Genomic DNA, 25,500 nt, shown 5'->3' with positions numbered 1-25,500 from the left:
TCCCTTTTGACATTTGGAAATTTTATTTATTTCTAATATTCGTCGTGACGGAAAAGTGCCAATAGGCCAAAGAGGTTAAAATATCAAGGAGGAGAAGATGTTATATAAACATACAGCAACAGAGCTAAGCGCTATGTTAAAAGCAAAAAAAATAACAACTGTAGAATTAATAAACGATATATTTGATAGGATTGAAAAGACTGAAACAGAACTAGGAAGTTTTACTCTTTTAAAAAAAGAAAGTGCTTTGGAAGAGGCTAAAAAAGTGGATGAAAAGATAGCTAGAGGGGAAGAATTACTGCCCCTAGAAGGTATTCCTATTGCCATAAAAGACAATATGGTATCTAAGGGAGATTTGACAACATCAGCGTCTAAGATCCTTTCAAACTATGAAGGAATCTATGATGCTACTGTAGTCAAGAGATTAAAAGATGCAGGAGCAATAATAATAGGTAAAACTAATATGGATGAATTTGCAATGGGATCTACTACAAAATCATCTTATATAAAAGAGAGTAAAAATCCTTGGGATTTAGAGAGGACTCCAGGTGGATCTTCAGGTGGATCAGCTTCATCAGTTGGAGGAGGTCAGGTGCCACTTTCACTTGGATCAGATACAGGTGGAAGTATAAGACAACCAGCTGCATTTTGTGGGATAGTAGGACTAAAACCTACCTATGGGAGAGTATCTAGGTATGGATTGATGGCTTTTGCTTCATCATTGGATCAAATAGGACCAATGGGTAGAAGTGTAGAAGATGTAGCAGCATTATTTAATGTAATCGGCGGGTATGACGAAATGGATGCTACATCTATGGAATTAGAGATGCCTGATTTTACAATGAATTTAGATGGAAATGTTAAAGGGATGAAGATAGGAATACCTAAGGAATACTTTATCGATGGATTAAACCCTGAGATAAAGAAGGTAACTGAAGAAGCTATTGAAAACTTTAGAAAATTAGGAGCAGAGATTGTACCGATCAGCTTACCTAATACAGAATTTGCCCCGGCAACTTATTATATAATTGCCCCGGCAGAAGCTAGTTCAAACTTAGCTCGTTTTGATGGGGTAAGATATGGATATAGAGCCAGCAGTTATGATGGTATAGAGGATATGTATATCAAAACTAGAAGTGAAGGATTTGGTTCTGAAGTAAAGAGAAGGATTATGATAGGAACTTATGTACTTAGTGCTGGATATTATGATGCTTATTATAAGAAGGCTCAAAAAGTAAGAAGACTTATTAAAAATGATTTTGAAAAGGCATTTAATGAGGTAGATGTGATCTTAACTCCTGCTACTCCTGGAACCTCTTTTAAATTAACGGATAAAAAAACACCTGTAGAACTATACTTAGAGGATATATTCACAATTCCGGCAAACCTTTCTGGAATTCCAGGATTGGTAATTCCAGCAGGAAAGGTAGATAACCTTCCAGTAGGGATACAGCTATTAGGAAAAGCCTTTGATGAGGCAACTATATTAAAAGCTGGAGATGCTTATGAAAAAGCATACACAAAAATGGAGATACCAAAGCTGTAAAGCTATCTTATTTTTATAGTTTGTCCCCTAAGGGGAATTTCTGATAAGTGTGAGAGGGTAACAAAAAATAATAAAGAAGGAGAATATATATGGCTAGAGAATGGGAATCAGTAATTGGACTAGAGATACATTGCCAATTAGATACAAAAACAAAAGTATGGTGTGGATGTAGTAGTGACTACGATAACTCACCAGAAAATACACATACATGTCCAATATGTTTGGGACATCCTGGAGCGCTACCAAAACTTAATAAAAAAGTGTTAGATTACGCAATCAAAGCAGGATTTGCATTAAATTGCGATATAAATAAAGAGAGTAAATTTGATAGAAAAAACTATTTCTATCCAGACACTCCTAAAAACTACCAAATAACTCAATTTGATCATCCATATGCTGAAGGCGGGCACATAGATATTAAATTATCTAATGGAGATGATAAGAGGATAGGAGTCACTAGAATCCATATAGAAGAAGATGCAGGAAAATCTATCCATGCAGGTGAAGAATCTTTTATAAACTTTAACAGAGCATCTATGCCCCTTATAGAGATCGTATCTGAACCAGATATGAGAAATTCAGAGGAAGCATACCAATATTTAAACTTAGTAAGAGATGCGTTGAAATACACAAAAATTTCAGATGTTTCTATGGAATTAGGGTCTCTTAGATGTGATGCTAACATATCTGTAATGCACAAAGGAGCCAAAGAATTTGGTACAAGGGTAGAGGTAAAAAACCTGAACTCATTTAAAGGTGTAGCTCGTGCTATCGACTATGAGATCAGCAGACAGATAGAAGAAATAGAAAATGGTGGAGAAATCAACCAAGAAACTAGATTATGGGATGAAGAATCACAAGTAACTAGAGTGATGAGAAGCAAGGAAGAAGCTATGGACTATAGATTTTTTCCTGAACCAGACTTAGTAAGAATAGTAATCACAGATGAACAATTAGAAAGATTAGAAGAGGAAATGCCAGAATCTAAGATAGCTAAGATGACAAGATTTGTAACTGACTATAAGATCAGTGAAAATGACGCTGAGACACTATCTAGTAGCATTGAGTTAGCCGATTATTTTGAAAAGGTAGTAATATCTTCTACTAATCCTAAACTTAGTTGTAACTGGATCTTAACAGAGGTACTCAGAGTTTTAAAAGATAATAATAAAACTATTGAAGAGTTTTCTATTAATTCAGAGGAATTAGGAGAGATAATAAAATTAATCGATAAGGGAGCTATATCAAGTAAGATAGCTAAAAAATTATTTGAGATTAAATTAAATGATGAAAGATCTCCTATGAAAATAGTAGAAGAGGAAAAAATGGCACAGGTAGCTGATACTTCTGAAATTGAAAAGATGGTAGTAGAAGTAGTAGCAAACAATCCTAAATTAGTAGAAGATTATAAGGTAGCTGATGAAGGAAGAAAACCAAGGGTTATAAAGGGACTTATGGGACAAGTAATGAAAGCATCTAAAGGAAAAGCAAACCCTAAGATGGTTATGGATATATTAACAGAAAAATTATCATAAAAAAAAAGAGCGGTATTTCGCTCTTTTTATGATATCAACAAAAGGAGTGTATAGGTGGGAAATAAAAGGAAGATAATAAGAATAATAAATTTACTTATAATTTTTCTGATAATATTATTCTTTTTACTCAATAAAGTTACTGTTGCAGCTGCTTTACTCATAATTTTTTTATTCGGAAATACAGTTAGATTGGTACTTAAAAGATCCAGGGGTATGGAATTATTTAATCAGAGAACATATTTATTTTCCTTTATTATGATACTTTTTTTTGGTGTTTTAGGTTTGAGATTAGTTCAAGTTCAATTGATGAAACATGAAAAATTTACAACTTTGGCAAAACAACAAAGTTATGGTAAATATTATCTCAATGGTAAGAGGGGAAAGATATTAGATTCTACAGGAAGGGAATTAGCCTATGATGTAGATGTCTATAAGGTTATAATAGATCCAAAAAGATTTTATAAACTAAAAGAAAAAGATGAAATAGTAAAGGAGTTAAAAAAGATACAACCCTTTACTGTGAAAAATTTTAAAACTAAACTGAAAGACAGTTACAGTAGAAATAAAAGATATATAAAGATAATGAATAAGGTCGATGAAGTTGAAAAAAACAAGATCGATAAGATATTATCTAAATACAAGATTAAAGCCAATGAAATATATTTTGAACATTCAACTCAAAGAAAATATTTTTCCTACCATGAATTAGCACCAATAGTTGGATTTATGGGAGCTTATTCAGGGGAAGAGAGGAGAAAATTAGGAGCTTATGGGATTGAAAGGTACTACGATAAGTACTTAAAAAGTAATAAAATAGAAAAAAATGGGTATTATACTAATTTTAGAAACTTACTCCTCCCAACGGAGAAAAAAAATAATGATTTTTTAGAAAAAGATGGAAATAATGTCCAGTTAACTATAGATTATTATATCCAATATATACTAGATGATGAGATGCAGAAACAATTTGAAAAAGTAACTCCTAAATCAGCTGTAGGAATAATAATGGAACCTAGTAGCGGGAAAATATTGGCTATGTCAAGTTATCCAAGAGCGAAGAATATAGCATATTTAAATAATAGAGCTATAAGATCGCAATATGAGATGGGGTCTATATTTAAACCTGTAATTATGGCAGCAGCATATGAGGAAGGGGTAATAAATGACAATACGAGACTTGATAATCCAGATGGATATATCATGAGGTATGGGCATAAGATAAGAGATAGTGATTCCCACGGAATAGGGCAGATAAGCCCTCAAACGGTTATGAGAGTATCTAGTAATGTAGGGATGTCATTGATCTCAGAGAAGTTTGATTCACCGACATTTGAAAAATATTTAAAGGAATTTAACCTGTATGAAAGAACAGGAATAGATACATTTGGAGAATTAGCTCCAAGACAACTTTCTTATAAAAGATGGGATGGGATGAAAAAATATACTATGTCCTACGGTCAGGGGATAGCTATAACACCTCTTCAAATGATCGCAGCTTTGTCTACCACTGTAAATGGTGGGATATATTATGAGCCTTACTTGGTAGACAGTATAAAAACTCCCGGGGGAGTAACAATCAAAAGGAATATACCTAACCCTGAAAGACGGGTTATTTCTGAAAAAACTTCTAAAAAAATAAGAGAAATGCTCAAGGAGACCGTGGAAAAAGGTACTGGTAGAAATGGCGGAATCCCTGGATATTCCATTGGAGGAAAAACAGGTACAGCACAGATAAGTGGACGTGGAGGATATCTCAAACATGAGTATATGTCTTCATTTATGGGGATATTTCCATCAGAAAATCCTAAATATATAATGCTTATTATGTTTGAAAAACCCAATGCAGAGAGTTACTGGAGGAAATTTGGTGCCTGGGTAGCTGCTCCGGTATTTAAGGATACCTTAGATAGAATATTGAAATACAAGGGGATAACCCCAGAAAATGTAGATGTTTTAAAAGAGGGAACCTATACAAGTACCTTATCTGAAAATTTAGATTTGGATCTATTACCGGATTTTAAAGGTACTGGTGTAAGATTAGCTTTAATGATAGCCAATAAATACGATATTGAAATAACAATTGATGGTAAAGGACAGGTAGTAGAGCAATATCCTAAACCGGGAACAAAGATTGAAGATATAAAAAAAATAAAGATAAAACTAAGGTAGTGATATTATGAACTATGTACTATATGTAGAGGGAGTAGAAAATGGTTTTTACACCTACTCAGATAGAGAAAAAAAATATAAGGTTGGAGACCATGTTTGGATCAATTTTAGAAGAACTAAAAAAGTTGGGATAGTTCTGCGTGAAGATAGTTCTAGTGATCATGAGTTTAAAATAAGTGAAATTTTAGGACCAGTGGAGGAACAGGTATCCTATTCCAAAGAATTAATAGATCTTTTTTTATGGATAAAAAATTATTATCTCTGTAATTTTGGAGATATTATTGGGGTTTCAAGACCTAAAAATATAAAAATATCCTACAGTAAAAGAATTGTTTTCAATAAATCTATTATACCTATGAATGAAAATGAGAGGGAGTTTATAGACTATATTACTAAAAAACAGACAGCTGCTAAAACTACAATGGTACAAAAATTTGGTAAAAAACTACTGGATAAGTTCATAAAATCCAAAGTTGTATTAGAAAATAATACAATTAAAGAAAATAAATATTTAAAAAATAAAGAAAATAGTATAAAATATAGATACAATAGAAAAAAATCACACCTAACTGCGGAGCAGGCAGAGGTAAAAAATAAAATATTGGAAGGTATTAAAAAATATTATCTTTTAAAAGGAATAACTGGCTCAGGTAAAACAGAAGTATATATCGAACTTGTAAAGGATGCATTGGAAAATGAGGGAGGAGCTATATTCTTAGTTCCAGAGATCTCTCTTACACCTCAAATGATAGATAGATTTAAAAAAGAATTTGATGAAATTGCAATTTTACATAGTAGACTAACAGCAAAGGAAAGAGCTACCGAATGGAAAGATATTTATTCAGGTGAAAAAAGGGTTGTGTTAGGTGTACGATCTGCAATATTTGCCCCTGTGAAAGATCTCAAGTATATTATAATTGATGAGGAGCATGAGGCTACCTATAAGCAGGATAGTAATCCTAGATACAATGCAAAATATGTGGCTATAAAAAGAGCTGAGATAGAGGGTGCTAAGGTAGTCTTAGGATCAGCTACCCCATCTGTAGAATCTTATTACCATGCTACCCAGAGAGTGTTTCAATTGTTGGAATTGAAAAAAAGGTATGGAGTGGCAATTGAACCAGATATGAAATTAGTGGATATGAAGGGTGAAAAAAATGATTTTTTTAGTGAAGATCTAATAGATCATATGGGTGCAAGGCTGAGAAAAGATGAGCAGATAATGCTTCTCTTAAATAGAAAGGGATATTCGACCTTTGTTCAATGCCACGAATGCGGGCATATAGAGACCTGCCCTCACTGCTCTATATCTCTCAGCTATTATAAAAAAGATGGTCTTTACAAGTGTAATTATTGTGAATATACTAAAAAATATTCCAATACTTGCAGTAACTGTAGGGAAAAATCATTGGAGTTTTCAGGGAAAGGCACCGAAAGGGTGGAATCGGAGTTAAAGGAACTCTTTGATCTGCCTATTTTACGTGTAGATTCGGAAACTACCAAAACCAGAGATTCCCATAACAGGATATATTCTGATTTTTTAAATAAAAAATATAATATAATGGTAGGAACACAGATGATATCTAAAGGGTTTCATTTTCCAGAGGTTACCCTTGTAGGAATAATAAATTCTGACAGTATATTAAATTTCCCGGATTTTAGAGCTGGGGAAAAAACTTTTCAATTGGTGAGTCAGGCAGCAGGCCGGGCAGGCCGGGCTGAAAAAAAAGGTGAAGTTATAGTTCAGACATATCAACCTGATAACTATGTAATTCAAAAAATTATAAATAATGATTACCAGGGTTTTTATGAAGAGGAGATAGAAAATAGACGTATTCTCAGCTATCCGCCATTTTCTCGGATAATAAATGTTATTATATCCTCCAAGAAAGAGGATGGATTGGAAGAATACAGTAATAAGTTCTATAAGGAGATACAAAAGGATACTTTAGAGATGTACGGCCCTATGGCTCCTCCAATCTATAAGATGGGTGGGAATTACAGGAGTCAGATATTTATAAAGGGAAGCCGTCACGAGATAAATAAATTAAAGGGAAATATAGCAGAAACTGTGCTAAAATTTAAAAACAATGATAAAAAAAATAAATACAGGATAATAGTGGATGTAGATCCGATAAATTTAATGTAAGAGGTGGAAGATGATTTACGAAATAAGGACATATGGAGACCCAGTACTTAGGGACAAAAACAAAGATGTAGAAAAAATTGATGATGATATCAGAGAAATATTGGATGGAATGGTAGAAACTATGAGGGATATAAGCGGGATAGGATTAGCTGCTCCCCAGGTAGGAATTAATCTGAGAATGTTTGTGGTAGAAGCAGAGGAAGGAGTAGTTAAAAAGGTAATAAATCCTGAATTTTTAGAATATTCCAAACATTGTGTAGACCATGAAGAAGGATGTTTGAGTGTTCCTGGGATACACAAGAAAGTAAAGAGACCTGAAAGTTTAAAAGTAAGATATTTAAATGAAAATGGTGAAAGTGTAGAAGAGGAATTAGAGGACCTTTGGGCTCGTGCATTCCAGCATGAAAACGATCATTTAGAGGGAATTCTATTTGTAGATAAGATAGCACCTGTAGCTAAAAGATTGGTAAGTAAAAAATTGATGAATATGAAAAAAGAAACACTGAAAAAATTAGGAAAATAAAGGGTCATAGAAGGAGAGGTAATTTGAGAATATTATTTATGGGAACACCTGAATTTGCATTAAATTCACTTAAAACACTAGATGAAAATCATGATGTTATTGGTATTTTTACTAAGATAGATAAACCTAATAGCAGAGGGAAAAAAATAAAGTTTAACCCGATTAAACAGTATGGATTAGATAATGATATAAATGTATATCAGCCTAATTCAGTAAAGACAGAGGAAACAATAGAGTTAGTAAAAGAATTAAATCCTGATCTTATTGTAGTGGTAGCTTATGGTAAAATATTACCGCAGGAATTGATAGATATTCCTAAAAAGGGAATAATCAATGTGCATTCATCTCTATTACCTAAATATAGAGGAGCTGCTCCAATCCATGCTGCCATAATAAATGGTGAAAAAGAAAGTGGAGTTACTATAATGGATATAGTACAGGAATTGGATGCCGGAGATATAATATTACAGGCTAAAACACCGATAGATGAAATGGATACATTAGAGGACCTACACGACAGATTAGCTGTAATAGGAAGCGAAACATTGTTAAAGGCTGTAAATATGATAGAAAGCGGAGTTGCTACTAGAACTCCCCAGGATGAAACAAAGGTAACTTTTGTTAAACCTATCAAAAAAGAGGAATGTGAAATACACTGGGATCATTCTATGGAAAGGGTATATAATTTTGTAAGGGGATTAAATCCGTTTCCATCGGCATATTCATTCTGTAATGAAAAACTGTACAAGGTGTATTTTGTAGAAAAATATGATAGAGTTTATGATGGTGAACTTGGAGAAGTAGTGGACCTGGTTAAAGGAAAGGGTCCGGTTATAAAGGTATTAGATGGAAGTTTAATAATAACCAGTATAAAACCTGAAAATAAAAGGAAAATGACTGGAGCAGATTTAGTAAATGGAAACTATATAAAAGTGGGGGAAAAATTTAGTATAGGTAGCAAAGTAATTCAATTATAGGGGGAAACAAGTGATTATAAAAGAAAAAAGAAATGGTATATCCTCAAGGGTAATAGAGAGGTTGACTAAATATCTGAGATGTTTAGAAAATTTATCACCTGAAGATTATATATCTTCAGAGGAACTAGCAATTAAAATGGGATTCACCGCAGCTCAGATTAGGAAAGACTTATCTAATTTTGGTGAATTTGGTATAAGAGGAAAAGGTTATCAAATCAGAACTCTTTACAGCGACATTGAAAGAATATTAGGAGTGCACAAAACAAATAATATAATAGTTATAGGAGCAGGAAGACTTGGTGGAGCTTTGGTATCAGAACCTGAGTTTACGAAAGAAAGCTTTAATATAATAGGGGTATTTGATAACTCTGACACTAAGATTGGAACTGAAATGAAAGGAATTAAGATCAGAGATGTAAAGGAAATTCCATACTTTTTACAATCTAAAGACAGAGTAGATGTAGCAATATTAACAGTGCCTAAAAAAGTAGCTCAGCAAATGGCTGTAGTATTGGTGGAATCAGGGGTAAAATCGATTTTAAATTTTGCACCAATAAACTTAGAAGTACCGGATCATATAGCAGTACAAAATATAGATCTATATGCAAAGTTACAGGAATTAAATTACTGGAAGGAGCAGCTAATAAATAATGACTAAAATAATAGATGGTAAAAAGATATCGGCAGATATTAAGGAAGAGATAAAGATAGAGGTAGAGAGAATAACTGAGAATAGTCAACGAGCACCAGGTCTAGCAGTAGTTATTGTAGGAGAAAATCCTGCCTCGAAAGTCTATGTGAATTCTAAAGTGAAAACATGTAGTGCTTTAGGTATATATTCTGAAAAATATAATTTGGATTCGCAAACAACAGAGGCCGAACTTTTAAAATTAATTGAAGAATTAAATAATAAAGAGGGAATAGACGGGATATTAGTGCAGCTGCCACTACCAAAACATATAGACGAAGATAAAATAATAGAAGCTATAAAACCGAATAAGGATGTAGATGGATTTCACCCTATAAACTTAGGTAAATTAGTTATAGGAAAGAATGGGTTTAAATCTTGCACTCCATATGGTATTATGGAATTGTTAAAAAGATATGAGTTAGATCTAAATGGTAAAGATGTAGTGATAGTAGGTAGAAGTAACATAGTTGGAAAGCCTTTGGCAATTATGCTGACCAATGAAAATGCAACTGTAACTCTATGTCATAGTAAGACAAAGAACTTAGCAGAAAAAACTTTAAATGCTGATATAGTGATAGTTGCTATAGGGAGGGAAAAGTTTTTGACTGAAGATATGGTCAAAGAAGGAAGTATAGTAATAGATGTAGGTATCAATAGAAATAAGTTAGGTAAACTATGTGGAGATGTGGATTTTGAAAATGTATCTAAAAAAACATCATTAATAACACCTGTACCAGGTGGAGTAGGGCCTATGACGATAGCGATGCTTATGAAAAATACAGTAAAATCAAGAATGGAAAAAATATAAATTAATGGGGTGGGGACATGGTAAACGAATCAAGAGAATTTTTTATAGTAGATAAGAGAATCTTACCTAATTCAATTCAAAATGTAATTAAGGTAAATGAAATAGTTCAAAAAGAAGGAATATCAAAGTATGAAGCGATAAAAAGAGTTGGGATAAGTAGAAGTACATATTATAAATATAAGGACTTTATTAAACCTTTCTTTGAAAGTGGAAAAGATACTGTATTTAATATAAATATGGCACTTCATGATGAACCGGGAACTTTATCTAGAATCTTAGATGTAATAGCAAGTTCAGGGGTAAATATCCTTACAATAACTCAAAACATACCTATTGACGGAATTGCAAGAGTAACTTTAGCACTTAAAACTAATGCAGATACTTTGAGAAACATAGAAACTATGTTGGAAAAAATAACTGAGCAGACAGGTGTAAGCGAGATAAGAATAATAGGGAACAACTAGAATTTATTCTAAAATAAGATGAAAAAATAAAAATATAAGGGTAATGCCTTGTGCTTATCCCAGAATAGCAGGAGGAAATATGAAAATAGATGTTAAAGCTATAAAGGAATTATCTGAAAATATAGAAAAATACGGATTAGAGGAAATAACTTTAGAGAGTGAAGGTACTAAAATCTCTCTTAAAAGAGAGATTGAAAAAGAGACTATAACACAAGTAGCAGCTCCGAGAGTAGTAGCAGCAGCTCCTAAAAAAGCAGCGAAAGCTAAGGTGAAAGAGGTAGAAACAAAGAATCATGATTCTATAAAATCGCCTATGGTAGGAACATTTTATGGTGCCCCATCTCCAGATGCAGATACATTTGTAAAAGAAGGACAAATTGTAGAAGTTGGAGATATCCTATGTATCGTAGAAGCGATGAAACTTATGAATGAAGTAAAAGCAGAAAAAAAATGTAGAATAGTAAAAGCAGTTCTAACTGATGGAGCACCTGTAACTAAGGGAGCCGACCTATTCTTAGTAGAAGAAGTATAAAAATAATCATATAAAAAGGTGAAAGGCAGATGTCTTTCATCTTTTTATATGGTAGAATAAGAATGAAAAACCTTATAAAATACATGTTAAATCTATAGAATCTTAAGATCGAAATTCTAGTAATTCCTAGTTAAATATGATATAATTCAAAGATGGAAAAGTTAGAAAAATAAGATATGAAAATTATTTTTAAACAAAAAAAGTAAGGTAGGAGTAGAAGATGAAATTAGCAGTTATAACTTTAGGTTGTAGTAAAAACCTAGTAGACACAGAACATTATTTAGGAATATTAGTAAATAAAAGAGGATTTGAATTAACTACAGAGGTAGAGGATGCAGATCTATGTATCATAAATACTTGTGGATTTATTGGTGACGCCAAAGAGGAGTCTATCACGACTATATTAGGTGTAGCAGAGCACAAAAGAAGCGGAAAATTAAAGAAGATAATTGTAGCTGGATGTCTGGCAGAAAGATATGCAGATGAACTGTTAGCAGAGATGCCGGAAGTAGATGCTATCATAGGAACTGGTGACGTAGATAAAATAGAGGAAGTAATAGATGAAATTTTAGCAGATAAGAGGGTTGTTAGAAGTGAATCTTTAGATTTCTTAGCCAATGCTGAAACTGAAAGAATAATCACAACTTTCCCCCATACTGCATACCTAAAAATAGCAGAAGGATGTAATAGAAGATGTACTTACTGCATCATCCCTAGTTTACGTGGGAATCTTCGTAGCAGGACTATTGAAGATATCATAGTGGAAGCTAAGAACTTAGTGGCTAATGGTGTAAGAGAGATAAATTTATTAGCCCAGGAAACAACAGAATATGGATTAGATCTATATAAGAAAAAAGCTTTACCTGATCTAATGAGAGAATTAGCTAAGATAGAGGGGTTAAAATGGATTAGAACTTATTATATGTTCCCTAATTCAGTAACAGATGAACTTATAGAGGTTATGAAAACAGAGGAAAAGGTGTGTAATTACTTTGATATTCCTATTCAGCATGTGGCTGACTCTATGTTACAGGGAATGAAAAGAGCAATATCAGGAGATGCTTCTAAAGAATTATTACGTAAGATTAGAAGAGAGATTCCTGATGCAACATTTAGAACATCTCTAATCGTTGGATTCCCTGGGGAAACAGAGGATGATTTCCAAGAATTAAAAGAATTTGTAGAAGAGTTTAAATTTGATTATATTGGTGTGTTTAAATATTCAAGGGAGGAAGATACGGTAGCCTTTGATATGGAAAACCAAGTAGATGAAGATGTGAAACATAGAAGATGGGTAGAACTTACTAATCTTCAAGCTGAGATTGCAGAAGCAAAAAATAGATCTTTCCTAGGTAAAGAGATAGAAGTGATGATAGATGGTGTATCAGAAGAATCGGAATACATGCTAGAAGGAAGAACAAGAGGGCAGGCTTTGGAAATAGATGGTAAAGTTTTAACTAATGACGGAACTGCTAAACCAGGGGAAATAGTGAAAGTAAAAGTAGAACAAAACTTTAACTATGACCTGTTAGGACCTATAGTAAGAAATGAAATTAACTAATCTTTAGGAGGAGTGAAGATGAGTATGAATATGCCTAATAAACTAACCATGGCAAGAATTATTTTAGCGGTTCCATTTATTTATTTTTTAGGAATATCTGATGGAGATGGTGGGTTTATATATAGAATGATAGCTTTGGGGTTATTTATGGTAGCGTCTATTACAGATTTTTTAGATGGATATATAGCCAGAAAGAATAATATGATCACAGATTTTGGTAAATTGATGGATCCATTAGCAGATAAAATATTAGTTATATCGGCATTGGTGGTTTTTGTAGAAGTTGGTTATCTGCCTTCATGGATATCTATAGTTGTTTTGGCACGGGAATTTCTGATCAGTGGGATCAGATCACTGGCAGCAGCCAATGGAGAGGTTATTCCGGCCGGGAACTTAGGTAAGTATAAAACAACTACTCAGATGGTTGGTATAATACTGATAATGATCTTAGGAGCAACTAAGATTGAACTGTTAGGAATACATTTAAATATTTGGATAATGTTACCCTCTGTAATTTTGACTATATGGTCAGGATGGGATTATTCAGTAAAAGCAAAACATTATTTTATGAATATGGAATAAGTGGAGGAATAGATGTTTTTGATATATAGAGTAGTAAATTATGCAGTAGAGATATTGAAAATTTTAATTTTATTGAGGATCATATTATCGTGGATTGCTCCTCGTAGCAGGAATGAATTTATTGAATTGATTCATGTGGTTACAGAACCAATCTTGAGACCATTTAGAATAATGATTCCTTTAGGTGGTGCCAGATTAGATCTCTCACCAATCTTGGCATACTATGTGCTGGGTCTTGCAAAGTATTTGATCTTTAGAATATTGAGTATGATCTCTTAGATTAGGGGTAGTTCACGAATTACCTATATGAAGTAAAAAAATTAATGGAGTCTGCCCGCCAAAGGCGGGCAGACTCTTTATCTTTAAAATTGAGATATTAAGTTAAGTAAAAAAGTAAATTAACAGTTAAGTAGGAGGAATAATGCATAAAGAGATAGAGTGTGAATATCATATACCGGTGTTGTATGAAGAGACTTTAGATAACTTAGTTACCAATACAGATGGGATATATGTAGATGGAACACTAGGTGGAGGAGGTCATTCAGAAGGAATAGTGAAGAGACTTTCAGAAAAAGGTGTATTGATCTCTATAGATCAGGATCAAAATGCCATTGATTTTGCAGGGAAAAGACTGGAAAAGTATGGTGATAAAGTAAAAATATTTAAATCTAACTTCCAGGAGATGGATAGTGTAGTATATATGGCAGGGTACGACAAAGTAGACGGAATAATGATGGATATAGGAGTTTCTTCAAAACAGCTAGACGATCCTGAAAGAGGATTCTCGTATAAATATAATACTCGTTTAGATATGAGAATGGATAAAAATATGCCTATTTCAGCTTATGAAGTTGTAAATAACTATGAAGAAGAGGAGATCTCAAGGATTATATACGAGTATGGTGAAGAAAGATATGCCAGAAAGATAGCTAAATATATAGTTCATAACAGAGAGGAAAAAGCTATAGAAACTACTGGAGATTTGGTAGCAGTAATAAAAAAAGCTATCAAAGGGCATCCTAAGAAACATCCGGCTAAAAAAACTTTCCAGGCAATAAGGATAGAAGTTAATAAGGAATTGGATGTACTTAAAAATGTAATTGATAAAGCGGTAAATCTTTTGAAACCGGGAGGAAGACTAGCTATAATTACCTTTCATTCGTTAGAAGACAGAATAGTAAAACAAAAGTTTAAAGAGTTGTCTACAGATTGTCTCTGCCCGTCGCATCTATTGGTTTGCCAGTGTAATCATAAAGCTACGGTAAAACGTGTAACTAGAAAACCTATTATTCCTAATACAGATGAGCTGGAATTTAACAATAGAGCACATTCATCTAAATTGAGAGTAGTAGAAAAATTATGAAAAAAAGAAATAAAATATTAATGATTTTATTACCGATAATTTTTTTAATTTTTATGGAAGGGTTACGTCTACATTATACAATAGAGGCAGTTAGAGTAAGTAAGGAAATTAAGATTCAAAAAACTTATAATCTAAACCTTCAAAAGGATATATCCAGAGAAAAAATAAAGCTGACAGAAAAAATGGACTTAAATACAATGAAAAAAAGTGCTGAGAAAGAGATAGGAATGGAAGTTTCTGAGTCTATAAACTATGTCAAAATGAAAAAAAGTGTTTCAAATTAAAATAAAAAGGTTTGAAACTTGACTTTGATTGGTTTAGGTTGTATTATGAGTAAGTAGTAGTTTGAATATAAATTGTTATGAAAAGAGGTAGAAATTGAAAAAAGGAAGTATAGTAGAGGTTAAAATAGATAAGATAATTTTTGGTGGGGAAGGATTGGGATATTACGAAGATCTAGCTATTTTTGTACCTATGTCTGTTCCTGGGGACCTTTTAGAGGTTGAGATAATTTCACTAAAAAAAACATATGGAAGAGGTCTTATAAAAAAGATAATAACACCTGGAATAGATAGAGCAGCAGGAAATAAAATAAGTTTTGAAGATCATCATGGATGCGACTTTGCGATGCTTAAATATAATGAGCAGTTAAAATATAAAAAACATATGGTAGAGGATGTGCTTTCTAGAGTAGGAAAGGTAGATTTAGATAAAATAGAAATATCGGATACTATAGGAGCAGAAGATCAATTTAATTATAGAAATAAAGTAATTGAACCATTTGCACGTAAAAATGGAAAGGTAATATCGGGATTCTTTAAAAAGAAATCACATGAAGTATTTGAAGTTGAAGAAAATATCCTTCAGTCTAAGCTTTCAAATGAAATTATATCTAGGATCAAAGAGCTCCTAAATGAAGCTAAACTAAGTGTATACAATGAAAAAGCTCACAAGGGGATATTGAGACATATAATGGTTAGGACTACTTCATTTAATGAGGCTATGGTTGTACTTATCATCAAAGGCAAGGTAGATTCAAAGATAGAAGGTGTTCTAAATACTTTATATAATGAAAATGACAAAATTAAGTCTGTTTACGTTTCTATCAATAACAAAAGAACAAATTTCGCTTTAGGTGAGCAAAATATCCACTTAATGGGAGAAAGATATATAAAGGAGGAGTTATATGGAATTCAGTTTAATATATCTCCAACATCGTTTTTCCAAATTAATATAGAACAGACTAAAAAGCTGTATAAAAAAGCTATGTCTTATTTTGATAATATAAAAGATAAAAATATAGTGGATGCTTATTCAGGAACAGGGACCATTGCTATGATCCTGTCAAAGGATGCTAACAAAGTATATGCGATAGAGATGGTGGAATCAGCTACAAGAGATGCAATGAAAACAAGTGTAGAAAATAAAATAGAAAATATAGAATTTATAAACGGTAAAGCTGAGGAAAAATTAGTTGAGTTGATAGAAACAGGTAATCAAATAGACTCAATAATATTTGACCCCCCTAGAAAGGGAATAGCGCAAAATATATTGGAAAAATTATCTGAAACTGAGATAAAAGAAGTGGTTTATATATCTTGTAACCCGTCAACATTTGCTCGGGATACAGAGATATTAGAAAAGTTGGGATATAAATTGAACAAAGTTTGTCCAGTGGATATGTTTCCTAACACCAGTCACATTGAGGTAGTAGGAAAATTTATAAAGAATTAAAAAATATAGATTGATCTAGGAGGGAAAATGGAAGTTAAATTAATAATTTTTTTAATAATAGCTTATTTTATGGGATCTATTCCAACAGGTGTAGTTATAGGGAAAAAGTTTAAAGGAATAGATATCAGGGAACACGGAAGTAAAAATACTGGTGCAACCAATGCCTACAGAGTACTGGGATTACAGTATGGGATAATTGTTCTTTTGGCAGATGCCCTAAAGGGGTACCTGCCGGTTTTTCTAGCTAGCTTAGCTGGACTGGTTGGATGGCAGCTTATTTTAGTAGGATTGGTTACAATAGTTGGTCATACTCTGTCTATATTTTTAAAGTTCAAAGGTGGAAAAGGTGTTGCTACTAGTTTAGGAGTGTTTATATACTTAGTTCCAAATATAGTTTTAATACTACTTGTAGTATTTTTATTAATTGCATTTTCAACTAAATATGTATCTTTGGCTTCTGTATCAGCAGCAGGATTATTTCCGATATTGGTGCTTTTCATGCCTGTAAAAGAAGGGTTAGGAAAATGGAATATGTTTGGATTTGCCCTTGTAATAGCTTTATTTGTGATATTTAAGCACAGAAGTAATATCCAAAGACTCCTTCATGGGAATGAAAATAAATTTGGAGCTAAAAAATAATTTAAACAATTAAAATATTTTAAATGATTAAAAAAGGAGTAAATTATGGGAAGAATTGTAGTGATGGGAGCAGGCTCTTGGGGGACAGCTCTTGCTAGGATTATGGCGTCGAAGGGAAATGAGGTTACTCTATGGGATTACAACGAAGAGAGAGCAGAATTATTACAGAAAAATAGGGTGAATGAAAAGTTTTTATCTAATGCTGAATTTCCAGAAACTTTAAAGGTAACATCTAAGATAGAAGGATTATTAGATGGAGTAGAATATCTTATCATGTCTGTGCCATCTCAAGTGCTGAGAAGTGTTATGGGCAAAATCAGTAATCAACTGACGGAAAAAACAATAATTGTTAATACTGCTAAGGGGATAGAGATATCTACAGGGATGAGGTTATCCCAGGTGATTAAGGACGAAATATTGGGTAAATTCCATAAAAATATTGTTATCCTTTCTGGACCTACCCATGCAGAGGAAGTAGCAAAAAATCTTCCATCTACAATAGTAGCTGCCGGGGAATCTGAATGTGCTAAAAAAATCCAGGAATTATTTAATACAGAAAGTTTTAGAGTATATGAAAGTAATGATATTATTGGGGTGGAACTAGGCGGTGCAGTAAAAAATGGTATTGCAATAGCTGCAGGAGTCGCTGATGGTATAGGTTTTGGAGACAATACAAAGGCGGCACTTATAACCAGAGGATTAGCAGAAATGGTAAGGTTTGGAGAAGCTCTAGGTGCTAAAGCTGAGACTTTTTCAGGACTTAGCGGGATGGGAGACCTGATAGTGACCTGTGCTAGTACCCACAGTAGAAACAGATATGTGGGACAAAAATTAGGTGAAGGAAAGAAATTACAAGAGATCTTAGATGAGATGGAAATGGTAGCTGAAGGAGTACCGACTGTGAAAGCTGTCTACGAATTAGCTCAAAAGAAGAAGGTGTCAATGCCAATATTAGAAGGTGTCTACAAAGTATTATATGAAGATAAATTAGCAACTGAAATGGTTAAAGAATTGATGACTAGAGACTTAAAGAGAGAATTTTAAAACTAAGGATGATGAGACTATGGAGAGAACAAAAGATTTAGTATCTTTGTATTTAAAAGATATTAGGCAGTACGAAATTTTGACAAAGGAAGAGGAATTAAAACTACTTATAGCGGCCAAAAATGGCTGTGAGGAATCTAAGGAAAAATTAATTCTATCTAACTTACGGTTGGTAGTAAATGTAGCTAAAAAGTATACCAGAAAAGGATTAGGTTTAATAGACCTGATTAGTGAAGGTAATTTTGGGCTTATCCATGCTATTAAAAAATTTGATGTGGATAAGGGATTTAGATTTTCAACTTATGCAGTTTGGTGGATTAAACAATCTATAACTAAGTCTATTATTAGTAAGGGACGGGAGATAAGGATACCATCTTATAAATATGATATGTTGAATAAGATAAATAAATATATTATGAATCATGTGATGGAAACCAGCAAATACCCTGATTTTAATGAGATATCAAAGGGCTTAAATATACCAGAGGACAAGATCCAAAAAGTAATGTTAGAATTTCAAGATCTGATGTCTTTGAATGCATCCATAGGAGAGGATATCTTCTTAGAAGATACCATAAGTCAGCCTGAGGAACAATCCCTTGAAAACCAGGTTTTAAGAGAAATAGGTAAGGAAGAGATTACTAAGATGTTAGACGCTCTGAAACCTCGTGAAAAAGAGATAGTGAAGTTAAGGTATGGAATAGACGGTTATGATATTCATACTTTAGAAGAGATTGGTAAGACTTTTAATATCACTAGAGAAAGGGTTAGACAGATTGAGAAAAAAACTTTATTAAAACTTAAAACAAGGTTTAGTGAAGAATTAAAACCCTATTTATTTAAATAATATAAGTTCCCCGCCTTTTTTGGTGGGGAATCTTTAATTTTACTGGTAGATGTGGTAGAATGAATTGAAATTGAAAATGAAGGTTAAAAGATAGGGAGGTAAAAATTGAAAATAAAAGTAAATAAACAAGAATTTTTAAAAACTTTAAGGACAGTGAGTAAGGCAATCACTGAAAATAAAATAAGACCTATTATCTCAGGTGTATACATGGAGGCCGATGACTCCACCATAATTTTAAAAGGAACAAATTTAGAATTAACTGTTACATCTAAGATGGAAGGAGAAGTAATTGAGGGTGGAAATCTGGTATTTTCTCATCAATTGGTAGAGGAGTACTTGAAAGAAATTAATGATACAGAAATAACTCTTAGTATAGATAATGAAACTCTTTTGATCGAAACTGAAGATTCATCTTCTGAATTTTCTGTTTTTGATGCTTCTGAATATCCTAAAATTAGGGGATTTCAAGGTGGGAAAGAGTACAAATTACCCATAGAACTTTTTGTGAATTTAATGGAAAAATCAAAATTTGCTGCTTCTCAAACTACAGATAATATATCTATAAATTGTTTGAGGATGGAATTGGAAAGCGGGATGCTGAAATTAATCTCAACAGATACTTACAGGCTGGTTTATATAACTGAACAAGTAGACCTGGAGGGGGAATTAAAGGTTAGTATTCCTCTAAAGAGTGTGGAAGCTATAATCAAAATCTTAGCTTCGAAAAAAGTTGAGGATATCACCTTTGCATATGAAGGAAACCAAGTTAAATTTATGGTTGGAGCAACTGAAATTTTAACCAGAGTTATTGATCTGCCATTTCCAGACTATGATGGAATATTAAATGCAACAGGGTATACCAAAGAAGTTTTAATAGATTCAGCTGAATTCAAAAACGTACTTAAAAGGGTGCAAATATTTGTTAGAAATAATGCAGAATCTAAAAATAGTGGGATATTTGAATTTAAAGGTGATTTATTAGAGGTAAGCGGGATATCTGAGATTGCCAAGATCAATGAAACTATAGGTATAAAAAAAGATGGAGAAGATCTGAAGATATCTCTAAATGTAAAATTTTTATTGGATTATCTTTCTTTTATAGAGAAGGGGAAAAATGTTCTCTTGAGTCTTTCTACATCTTGTGGTGCTGTAGAATTAACGATAGAGAATGAAAAGAATTTTAAATATTTAGTGATGCCTTTGGCATTAAAAGATTAAAAATATAAGTGAGCTCAAGTTTTGGTTAAAACTTGAGCTTTTTTTGACGGTGTAATTTTAATATGATATACTAATTAAGAGTACCATATGTAAGAATCCCTTGAATAAATAAGGTTTATAACGGTTTTGTCTGTTAAACCTGATGGAGAAGATGATATGTTGAAAATAGTTATTTTAAGGTGGATATATCTCATATTTTACCTTCTAGTGATCATAGCTAGAAAATTTTCCAAAGAGGAGATTGAAAATAGTAAGATCTCTAAGATATTTATTCGTTTTAATAACGGTGTTGTATTAAAACGATGCAAGGATGTACCTGCAAACAGGGTATCGATCTTACTCCCCCATTGTATTCAAAATTATGAATGCCCGTTGAAGGTGACATCTAGGGTAGAAAATTGTAAAGAATGTGGGAAGTGTAAAGTGGGTAATATCCTGGAATTACAGAGGAAATATGGAGTAAAAGCCAAGATTGCTACTGGGGGAACACTGGCGCGTAAGTTTTTAAAGGAAACAAAACCAAAACTTGTAATAGCTGTAGCCTGTGAAAGAGATTTGGTAGCAGGAATCTATGATGCTTTTCCAATGTCTGTATATGGTGTATTCAACAAAAAAATAAATGGGCCATGTTTTAATACCGATCTTTCAATTCAAGAGATTGAAAGTGTGCTAGAAAAATTAAGATAGGAGGAACTAGTGAAGAAAAGATTATTAATTTTGTCCCTTTTGATCGTAGTGAGTGGTCAAATTTTTGCTACAGATAGAGATGACATGAAATATATTGATAAATTATACGAAGCTAAAGAATATTCCATGGCAACAGATGAATTGAAAACCTTTGTGGGGAAATACCCTGAGAGCAGTTATCAAAAAGTAGCACTAGAAAGACTTTCTAAGACTCTCTATTTGAATAAAGAGTATAAGAGTTCTGTAACTTATTTTAATCAATACTTAAAATTAGATAGATTAAAAATAGATGAAAAAAATGAAGCACATTATTATTTAGCTAGAAATTTGACCTACCTAAAGGATTATAATGGAGCAAAAAAAGAAATAAATTTAATAGATAAAAATTCTCCTAAAAAAATAGATGCTGTTTATTATTTGGGGGTATCCTACTATGAAAATGCCAGATATGAGGAGGCTAAAAAAACTTTTAAATATCTTATTACGAAACCTGAAAGATCAAAGGATGCTCTTCTGTATATATCCCTGTCATCTTATAATAACAAGGAGTATGTGAATAGTACTATCTATTTAGATGAATACTTAAAGGGATCGGCTGAGGGAAAAAACATAGAATTAGCCAGTTATATGTATGGGATGAACCAATATAAGCTGGGCAATAAAGAGTTGGCTATAAAGAAATTAACAGATGTAGAAATAAATTATCCTCAGAGTAAATATATAGCAGATGTAAGATACGGTCTTTTGGATATTTATCTGTCTAATGGAGAGATGACAAAAGCAGATGAGTACTATAAAAAATTAATGGGTGGCAGTAATGAGGAGAAAGCTAATATACTCTTGGCCAATCATTATTTTGCTCAAAAAAATTATGAAACTTCTATGAAATATTATGAACTAGTAGATAATTCTAAGGATCCTAAAGTTATATACGGGTCAGCTTTTAGTATGTTTAAAGTAGGGGAATCAAAGGGGGATATAGAGGGTAAAAAGTTAGTTGAAAGATCAAAAGAAGATTTTAAAAATCTTTTGGGAACAGATTTAAATTCCGAAGGGATCTATTATATGGCATTGATAGATTTTAGAGCTGAAAAATATAGTGAAGTTATAAAAGATTTAAAATCTTACGATGAATCTAAGATGAAGAGGGAATATAGGAATAATATAGATCTCTTTTTGGGAAAATCATATTTTGAGACAAAAAACTATAAAAAAGCCAAAATTTATTATACCGATGTCTACAATAGAACACAGAGTAAGGAAGGTCTTTATCAATTGATCTTGGTTAACAGCAGATTAGGAGATATTCAAAATACAAGGTTAAGATTTGACGAATATAAAACTAAATTTTCTACAGATATTGAGTACAGACAAAAGATCTATCTTATAGTAGGAAATACATACTATAAAGGTGGAGATATAAAGGGAGCTAAAGATACTTATAAAGAATATCTGAGATCTTATAACGATACTAAAATTTCAGAAAACTTAATAACTATTTTAGTTGCAGATGGAAGTTATAAGGATCTGATAACATACCTGACTCCCCAGCCTAAAACGGCAGAAAATAGATACCTTTTAGGAGTTGCATATCTGGGACTGACACAATATGAGAAAGCGGCAGAAAAATTTGAAGGTGTAATAATAGGAAAAGATGCAAGTCTGGTTCAAAAAGAAAAAGCCAGTTATAATCTGATAAAAACTCATTTTGCTGCTAAAAATTATGGTGATGCCATAAGATCTGCAAAACAATATTTCGCAGTGAATGAATATAAAAAATATAGCCATGAAGTTATGGATTTAGAAGCACTTTCAAACTTTAGAATGGGAAAATATTCAGAGGCCAGGGAAATATTTGGTGAACTGGGTAAAAATCAAAAGTATAAAGGATATAGCCAGTTTCAAATAGCGGAAACATATTACAATGAAGGGAAATTTGACTTGTCTTTTAAGGGGTATAACGACCTCTACGAAGAGAATAAAAAAGGTGAATATGCTTTAAGATCTTTATACTGGGGGATAAATATTCTTTATACCCAGGAAAAATATGAAGATGTAATTAAAAAAAGTGGAGAATTCAATTTAGAATATCCAGAGAGCAATTATATAGCGGATGTTAATTTTTATAGAGCAGATGCATATTTCAAATTAAATGATATAAAGAGTGCGGCTAAAACTTATACAAAGATATATCAAGATACAGCGGATGAAAAATTAAAAAATAAAACGGCTAAGGAACTTACAACTTTGTATTACAACGTGGATGACTATGAGAATGCCAACCTATGGAAGGAAAAAATAAGTGATTCCAATGAAAAGATATATTTATCGGCACTTATCTATGAAAAACAAGGAAAGATTGATCTTGCTGTAGTTGAGTATAAAAAACTGATAGATAGTGTGGAGTATGGAAGTAAAGTTAACTTTAATTTAGCAACTTACTACTATAGGGAAAAAAACTACGATGAGGCAAAAAAATATTATGAAAATATATTAAAGGTAGAAAATGGTCCCTATAAGGATACTGCTACATATCGTATAGGACAGATATACTTTAACTCAAAGGATTACAGTAAGGCACTTAGAAACTTTATGAGGATAGAACTTTTATATGAAGAAAGTAATCTGAGGGAAGCTGCAAAATTAAAGATTGCAACGACCTATGAACTTCAAAAAGAGGATGAAAAAGCTAAAAGAACCTATGAAGAGTTCTATGAAACTTATCCTAAGAGTAAGTACAGAGGCTTAATCTTAGAAAAATTATTGGTGATAAACATCAATGGAAATAAGATAGAGAAAGCCAAAATATATTACGATGAACTATTGGTAGTAAATAAAGGTGTTGCAGAAAATTATACTTCATATTTTGAAAAAAAAGAAGATAAAAAAGAGGATGTAGTACAGGTAAACACTGGAAGCAAAAAAGAAGTTAAAGAGGAAAAAAAATCAAACAATAATTAGGAGGATCACATGAGAAGATTTATAAGTGGATTATTACTACTAATGATGTCTATGAGCATTTTTGCCGAGGGAACTGGAGCAGAGATTCAAAAAGAAGTCAGTGGTGTCAACAAAAGTACTACAACAGAGGGTAGGATATTATTGGAAGGAAAAGAAAAAGATCCTACATTACAGGCAGTTGACCTGAATTTGATAAACAATGAAAATCAAAAATTAGAGACTACTAATATAGAATATAATCAGGCTGAGCAGACAGATGATCTTTTAGCAGATGTAAGTGAGACAAAAACCCAGCCTAACTATGTAGTATGGGGGCTGACTATATTAGGAGTATTGGTAGCAGGACTGGCTTTAGGATCAAAATAAAGACTTATAAAATATAAATAAGGAGAAAAAAATTATGATAGAAATATTTAAAAGTGGCGGAATGTTGATGTATGGGATTCTCCTACTATCTATATTGGGAACAACAGTAATAATAGAGAGATTTGTATATTTTTTAAAGAATGAAAAGGGAATAAAAGATCAGTTAAAAGCACAGTTAGAGGAAGCAATTATCTCTAAAGATAAAGAGTTAGCTGTAAGCTTATGTGAAAGTGAGAATTCATCTAGTTTAAAAGTATTAAAAGAGCTTATATTAGAGCATGATTTTAATGGAGAGGTAGATATCGAATATCTGGAAGAAAAAGCCAGAGAAAGAGCATTGATAGAGATTCCTAAATTAGAGAATCATATGTGGTTATTAGGAGTGGTGGCTCATGTAACTCCATTGGTAGGATTATTAGGAACGGTGTCTGGAATGATCGCAGCATTTAGAGTTATTGCAGTAGTAGGATCAGGAAAGCCAGAGATGCTTGCAGACGGTATATCCCAGGCTTTAATCACTACAGCAGCAGGACTTACAGTAGCCATACCGGCACTTATATTATATAATTATTATAATAAAAAGATCGATCATGTGGTAAATGAAATAGAAAAAACTACCGTTGAGTTTATCAACTCTCTTAGAAAGTAAGGGGGGGCTATGAAAATACAAAGACTGAAAAGGAAAAATAGTAAAAGTTTGATCTTGGATATGACTCCATTGATAGATGTAGTATTTTTACTCCTAATATTTTTTATGGTGGCTACAACGTTTCAAGATGTAGATTCTAGTGTAAACATCGAACTGCCAAAATCCAGTTCAGAGCATAAAATAACTATTAAAACTTTGGAAGTAAAGATAAATAAAGACTTAGAAATTTACCTTATAGTAAAGGATTTAAAAGGTAAAAATGAGATGATGAAAGTAGATCAGGGAGATCTAAAGAAAAAATTAGGTCAAAAATTAGAACTTGCAGAGGATAAAAATGTAATTGTAAGTGCTGATAAGAGTGTAAACTACCAATCTCTCATAGAGGTGTTAGATATAGCTAAAGAAGCGGGAGCGGGTTCATTAGACCTCAATACTAAAAGTTTAGATTAGGAGGT

The 25,500-nt window shown here is 32.5% G+C and carries 25 protein-coding genes; all 25 read left to right on the top strand.

The window, feature by feature from the left end; genetic code table 11:
• The first annotated feature begins 97 nt into the window (after positions 1-97).
• The 25 genes from gatA (at position 98) to NRK67_14730 (ending at position 25,495) form a co-directional block, all read left to right on the top strand.
• Positions 98-1,546 carry an Asp-tRNA(Asn)/Glu-tRNA(Gln) amidotransferase subunit GatA gene (gatA, locus tag NRK67_14850; protein ID UUV18552.1) on the top strand — a complete coding sequence of 483 codons (1,449 nt, stop codon included), beginning with the start codon at positions 98-100 and terminating at the stop codon, positions 1,544-1,546.
• A gap of 89 nt (positions 1,547-1,635) precedes the next feature.
• Positions 1,636-3,081, top strand: a complete 1,446-nt coding sequence (gene gatB / locus NRK67_14845) for an Asp-tRNA(Asn)/Glu-tRNA(Gln) amidotransferase subunit GatB (protein ID UUV18551.1) — start codon at positions 1,636-1,638, stop codon at positions 3,079-3,081.
• A gap of 54 nt (positions 3,082-3,135) precedes the next feature.
• Positions 3,136-5,250, top strand: coding sequence for a penicillin-binding transpeptidase domain-containing protein (locus tag NRK67_14840; GenBank protein UUV18550.1), 2,115 nt, complete (start codon positions 3,136-3,138; stop codon positions 5,248-5,250).
• A 7-nt stretch (positions 5,251-5,257) separates the two neighbouring features.
• Positions 5,258-7,399, top strand: a complete 2,142-nt coding sequence (gene priA / locus NRK67_14835) for a primosomal protein N' (protein UUV18549.1) — start codon at positions 5,258-5,260, stop codon at positions 7,397-7,399.
• Positions 7,400-7,409: 10 nt separating this feature from the next.
• Positions 7,410-7,922, top strand: coding sequence for a peptide deformylase (def, locus tag NRK67_14830; GenBank protein ID UUV18548.1), 513 nt, complete (start codon positions 7,410-7,412; stop codon positions 7,920-7,922).
• A 23-nt stretch (positions 7,923-7,945) separates the two neighbouring features.
• Positions 7,946-8,899, top strand: a complete 954-nt coding sequence (gene fmt, locus NRK67_14825; GenBank protein UUV18547.1) for a methionyl-tRNA formyltransferase — start codon at positions 7,946-7,948, stop codon at positions 8,897-8,899.
• Between the two features lie 10 nt (positions 8,900-8,909).
• Positions 8,910-9,557, top strand: a complete 648-nt coding sequence (locus tag NRK67_14820) for a redox-sensing transcriptional repressor Rex (protein UUV18546.1) — start codon at positions 8,910-8,912, stop codon at positions 9,555-9,557.
• Positions 9,550-10,398: a bifunctional methylenetetrahydrofolate dehydrogenase/methenyltetrahydrofolate cyclohydrolase FolD gene (gene folD / locus NRK67_14815; GenBank protein UUV18545.1), complete on the top strand. Its 849-nt coding sequence runs from the start codon at positions 9,550-9,552 to the stop codon at positions 10,396-10,398. The genes NRK67_14820 and folD overlap by 8 nt, the downstream gene beginning before the upstream one ends.
• Before the next feature lie 17 nt (positions 10,399-10,415).
• Complete coding sequence (locus tag NRK67_14810; GenBank protein UUV18544.1) at positions 10,416-10,862, top strand: ACT domain-containing protein; 447 nt, start codon at positions 10,416-10,418, stop codon at positions 10,860-10,862.
• A 79-nt stretch (positions 10,863-10,941) separates the two neighbouring features.
• A complete protein-coding gene (accB, locus tag NRK67_14805) occupies positions 10,942-11,394 on the top strand; it encodes an acetyl-CoA carboxylase biotin carboxyl carrier protein (protein ID UUV18543.1) in 453 nt (150 codons plus the stop codon).
• Between the two features lie 220 nt (positions 11,395-11,614).
• The gene (rimO, locus tag NRK67_14800; protein ID UUV18542.1) at positions 11,615-12,955 is read left to right on the top strand and encodes a 30S ribosomal protein S12 methylthiotransferase RimO; all 1,341 of its coding nucleotides are present in this window, start codon (positions 11,615-11,617) and stop codon (positions 12,953-12,955) included.
• A gap of 24 nt (positions 12,956-12,979) precedes the next feature.
• Positions 12,980-13,537: a CDP-diacylglycerol--glycerol-3-phosphate 3-phosphatidyltransferase gene (gene pgsA / locus NRK67_14795; protein UUV19950.1), complete on the top strand. Its 558-nt coding sequence runs from the start codon at positions 12,980-12,982 to the stop codon at positions 13,535-13,537.
• Positions 13,538-13,549: 12 nt separating this feature from the next.
• The gene (locus NRK67_14790) at positions 13,550-13,816 is read left to right on the top strand and encodes a YggT family protein (protein UUV18541.1); all 267 of its coding nucleotides are present in this window, start codon (positions 13,550-13,552) and stop codon (positions 13,814-13,816) included.
• Between the two features lie 142 nt (positions 13,817-13,958).
• Entirely contained in the window at positions 13,959-14,900 is a 942-nt protein-coding gene (gene rsmH, locus NRK67_14785; protein ID UUV18540.1) for a 16S rRNA (cytosine(1402)-N(4))-methyltransferase RsmH, read from the top strand.
• Entirely contained in the window at positions 14,897-15,184 is a 288-nt protein-coding gene (locus NRK67_14780) for a hypothetical protein (GenBank protein ID UUV18539.1), read from the top strand. Before rsmH ends, NRK67_14780 begins: the two co-directional genes overlap by 4 nt.
• Positions 15,185-15,278: 94 nt before the next feature.
• Positions 15,279-16,634 (top strand): 23S rRNA (uracil(1939)-C(5))-methyltransferase RlmD, encoded by a 1,356-nt coding sequence (rlmD, locus tag NRK67_14775; protein UUV18538.1) that lies wholly within the window; start codon positions 15,279-15,281, stop codon positions 16,632-16,634.
• Positions 16,635-16,661: 27 nt separating this feature from the next.
• Positions 16,662-17,273: a glycerol-3-phosphate 1-O-acyltransferase PlsY gene (gene plsY / locus NRK67_14770; GenBank protein UUV18537.1), complete on the top strand. Its 612-nt coding sequence runs from the start codon at positions 16,662-16,664 to the stop codon at positions 17,271-17,273.
• A 45-nt stretch (positions 17,274-17,318) separates the two neighbouring features.
• Entirely contained in the window at positions 17,319-18,317 is a 999-nt protein-coding gene (locus tag NRK67_14765) for an NAD(P)H-dependent glycerol-3-phosphate dehydrogenase (GenBank protein ID UUV18536.1), read from the top strand.
• A 19-nt stretch (positions 18,318-18,336) separates the two neighbouring features.
• Complete coding sequence (locus NRK67_14760) at positions 18,337-19,164, top strand: RNA polymerase sigma factor RpoD/SigA (GenBank protein UUV18535.1); 828 nt, start codon at positions 18,337-18,339, stop codon at positions 19,162-19,164.
• Positions 19,165-19,269: 105 nt separating this feature from the next.
• Entirely contained in the window at positions 19,270-20,382 is a 1,113-nt protein-coding gene (dnaN, locus tag NRK67_14755) for a DNA polymerase III subunit beta (protein UUV18534.1), read from the top strand.
• Positions 20,383-20,538: 156 nt separating this feature from the next.
• Complete coding sequence (locus NRK67_14750; protein ID UUV18533.1) at positions 20,539-21,069, top strand: DUF116 domain-containing protein; 531 nt, start codon at positions 20,539-20,541, stop codon at positions 21,067-21,069.
• Between the two features lie 9 nt (positions 21,070-21,078).
• Positions 21,079-24,030, top strand: coding sequence for a tetratricopeptide repeat protein (locus NRK67_14745; protein ID UUV18532.1), 2,952 nt, complete (start codon positions 21,079-21,081; stop codon positions 24,028-24,030).
• Positions 24,031-24,039: 9 nt separating this feature from the next.
• On the top strand, positions 24,040-24,396 hold the full coding sequence (locus NRK67_14740) for a hypothetical protein (protein ID UUV18531.1): 357 nt from the start codon (positions 24,040-24,042) through the stop codon (positions 24,394-24,396).
• Positions 24,397-24,430: 34 nt separating this feature from the next.
• Positions 24,431-25,045, top strand: a complete 615-nt coding sequence (locus NRK67_14735; GenBank protein ID UUV18530.1) for a MotA/TolQ/ExbB proton channel family protein — start codon at positions 24,431-24,433, stop codon at positions 25,043-25,045.
• 9 nt (positions 25,046-25,054) lie between these two features.
• The gene (locus tag NRK67_14730) at positions 25,055-25,495 is read left to right on the top strand and encodes a biopolymer transporter ExbD (protein ID UUV18529.1); all 441 of its coding nucleotides are present in this window, start codon (positions 25,055-25,057) and stop codon (positions 25,493-25,495) included.
• Positions 25,496-25,500: the final 5 nt, after the last annotated feature.

It is taken from the genome of Fusobacteria bacterium ZRK30, from assembly GCA_024628785.1.
Lineage (GTDB): Bacteria > Fusobacteriota > Fusobacteriia > Fusobacteriales > Fusobacteriaceae > Psychrilyobacter.
Note: the sequence above shows the minus strand (reverse complement) of the source record. Positions and strands in the feature narration are given on the sequence as shown.

Excerpts from the sequence above, each read along its gene's own strand:
- NRK67_14730 (UUV18529.1), top strand. The coding sequence starts at position 25,055 with ATGAAAATACAAAGACTGAAAAGGAAAAATAGTAAAAGTTTGATCTTG.
- NRK67_14735 (UUV18530.1), top strand. The coding sequence starts at position 24,431 with ATGATAGAAATATTTAAAAGTGGCGGAATGTTGATGTATGGGATTCTC.
- NRK67_14810 (UUV18544.1), top strand. The coding sequence starts at position 10,416 with ATGGTAAACGAATCAAGAGAATTTTTTATAGTAGATAAGAGAATCTTA.
- NRK67_14780 (UUV18539.1), top strand. The coding sequence starts at position 14,897 with ATGAAAAAAAGAAATAAAATATTAATGATTTTATTACCGATAATTTTT.
- accB (UUV18543.1), top strand. The coding sequence starts at position 10,942 with ATGAAAATAGATGTTAAAGCTATAAAGGAATTATCTGAAAATATAGAA.
- rimO (UUV18542.1), top strand. The coding sequence starts at position 11,615 with ATGAAATTAGCAGTTATAACTTTAGGTTGTAGTAAAAACCTAGTAGAC.
- priA (UUV18549.1), top strand. The coding sequence starts at position 5,258 with ATGAACTATGTACTATATGTAGAGGGAGTAGAAAATGGTTTTTACACC.
- NRK67_14790 (UUV18541.1), top strand. The coding sequence starts at position 13,550 with ATGTTTTTGATATATAGAGTAGTAAATTATGCAGTAGAGATATTGAAA.
- NRK67_14750 (UUV18533.1), top strand. The coding sequence starts at position 20,539 with ATGTTGAAAATAGTTATTTTAAGGTGGATATATCTCATATTTTACCTT.
- folD (UUV18545.1), top strand. The coding sequence starts at position 9,550 with ATGACTAAAATAATAGATGGTAAAAAGATATCGGCAGATATTAAGGAA.
- NRK67_14760 (UUV18535.1), top strand. The coding sequence starts at position 18,337 with ATGGAGAGAACAAAAGATTTAGTATCTTTGTATTTAAAAGATATTAGG.
- rsmH (UUV18540.1), top strand. The coding sequence starts at position 13,959 with ATGCATAAAGAGATAGAGTGTGAATATCATATACCGGTGTTGTATGAA.
- def (UUV18548.1), top strand. The coding sequence starts at position 7,410 with ATGATTTACGAAATAAGGACATATGGAGACCCAGTACTTAGGGACAAA.
- plsY (UUV18537.1), top strand. The coding sequence starts at position 16,662 with ATGGAAGTTAAATTAATAATTTTTTTAATAATAGCTTATTTTATGGGA.
- gatB (UUV18551.1), top strand. The coding sequence starts at position 1,636 with ATGGCTAGAGAATGGGAATCAGTAATTGGACTAGAGATACATTGCCAA.
- pgsA (UUV19950.1), top strand. The coding sequence starts at position 12,980 with ATGAATATGCCTAATAAACTAACCATGGCAAGAATTATTTTAGCGGTT.
- NRK67_14740 (UUV18531.1), top strand. The coding sequence starts at position 24,040 with ATGAGAAGATTTATAAGTGGATTATTACTACTAATGATGTCTATGAGC.
- NRK67_14765 (UUV18536.1), top strand. The coding sequence starts at position 17,319 with ATGGGAAGAATTGTAGTGATGGGAGCAGGCTCTTGGGGGACAGCTCTT.
- gatA (UUV18552.1), top strand. The coding sequence starts at position 98 with ATGTTATATAAACATACAGCAACAGAGCTAAGCGCTATGTTAAAAGCA.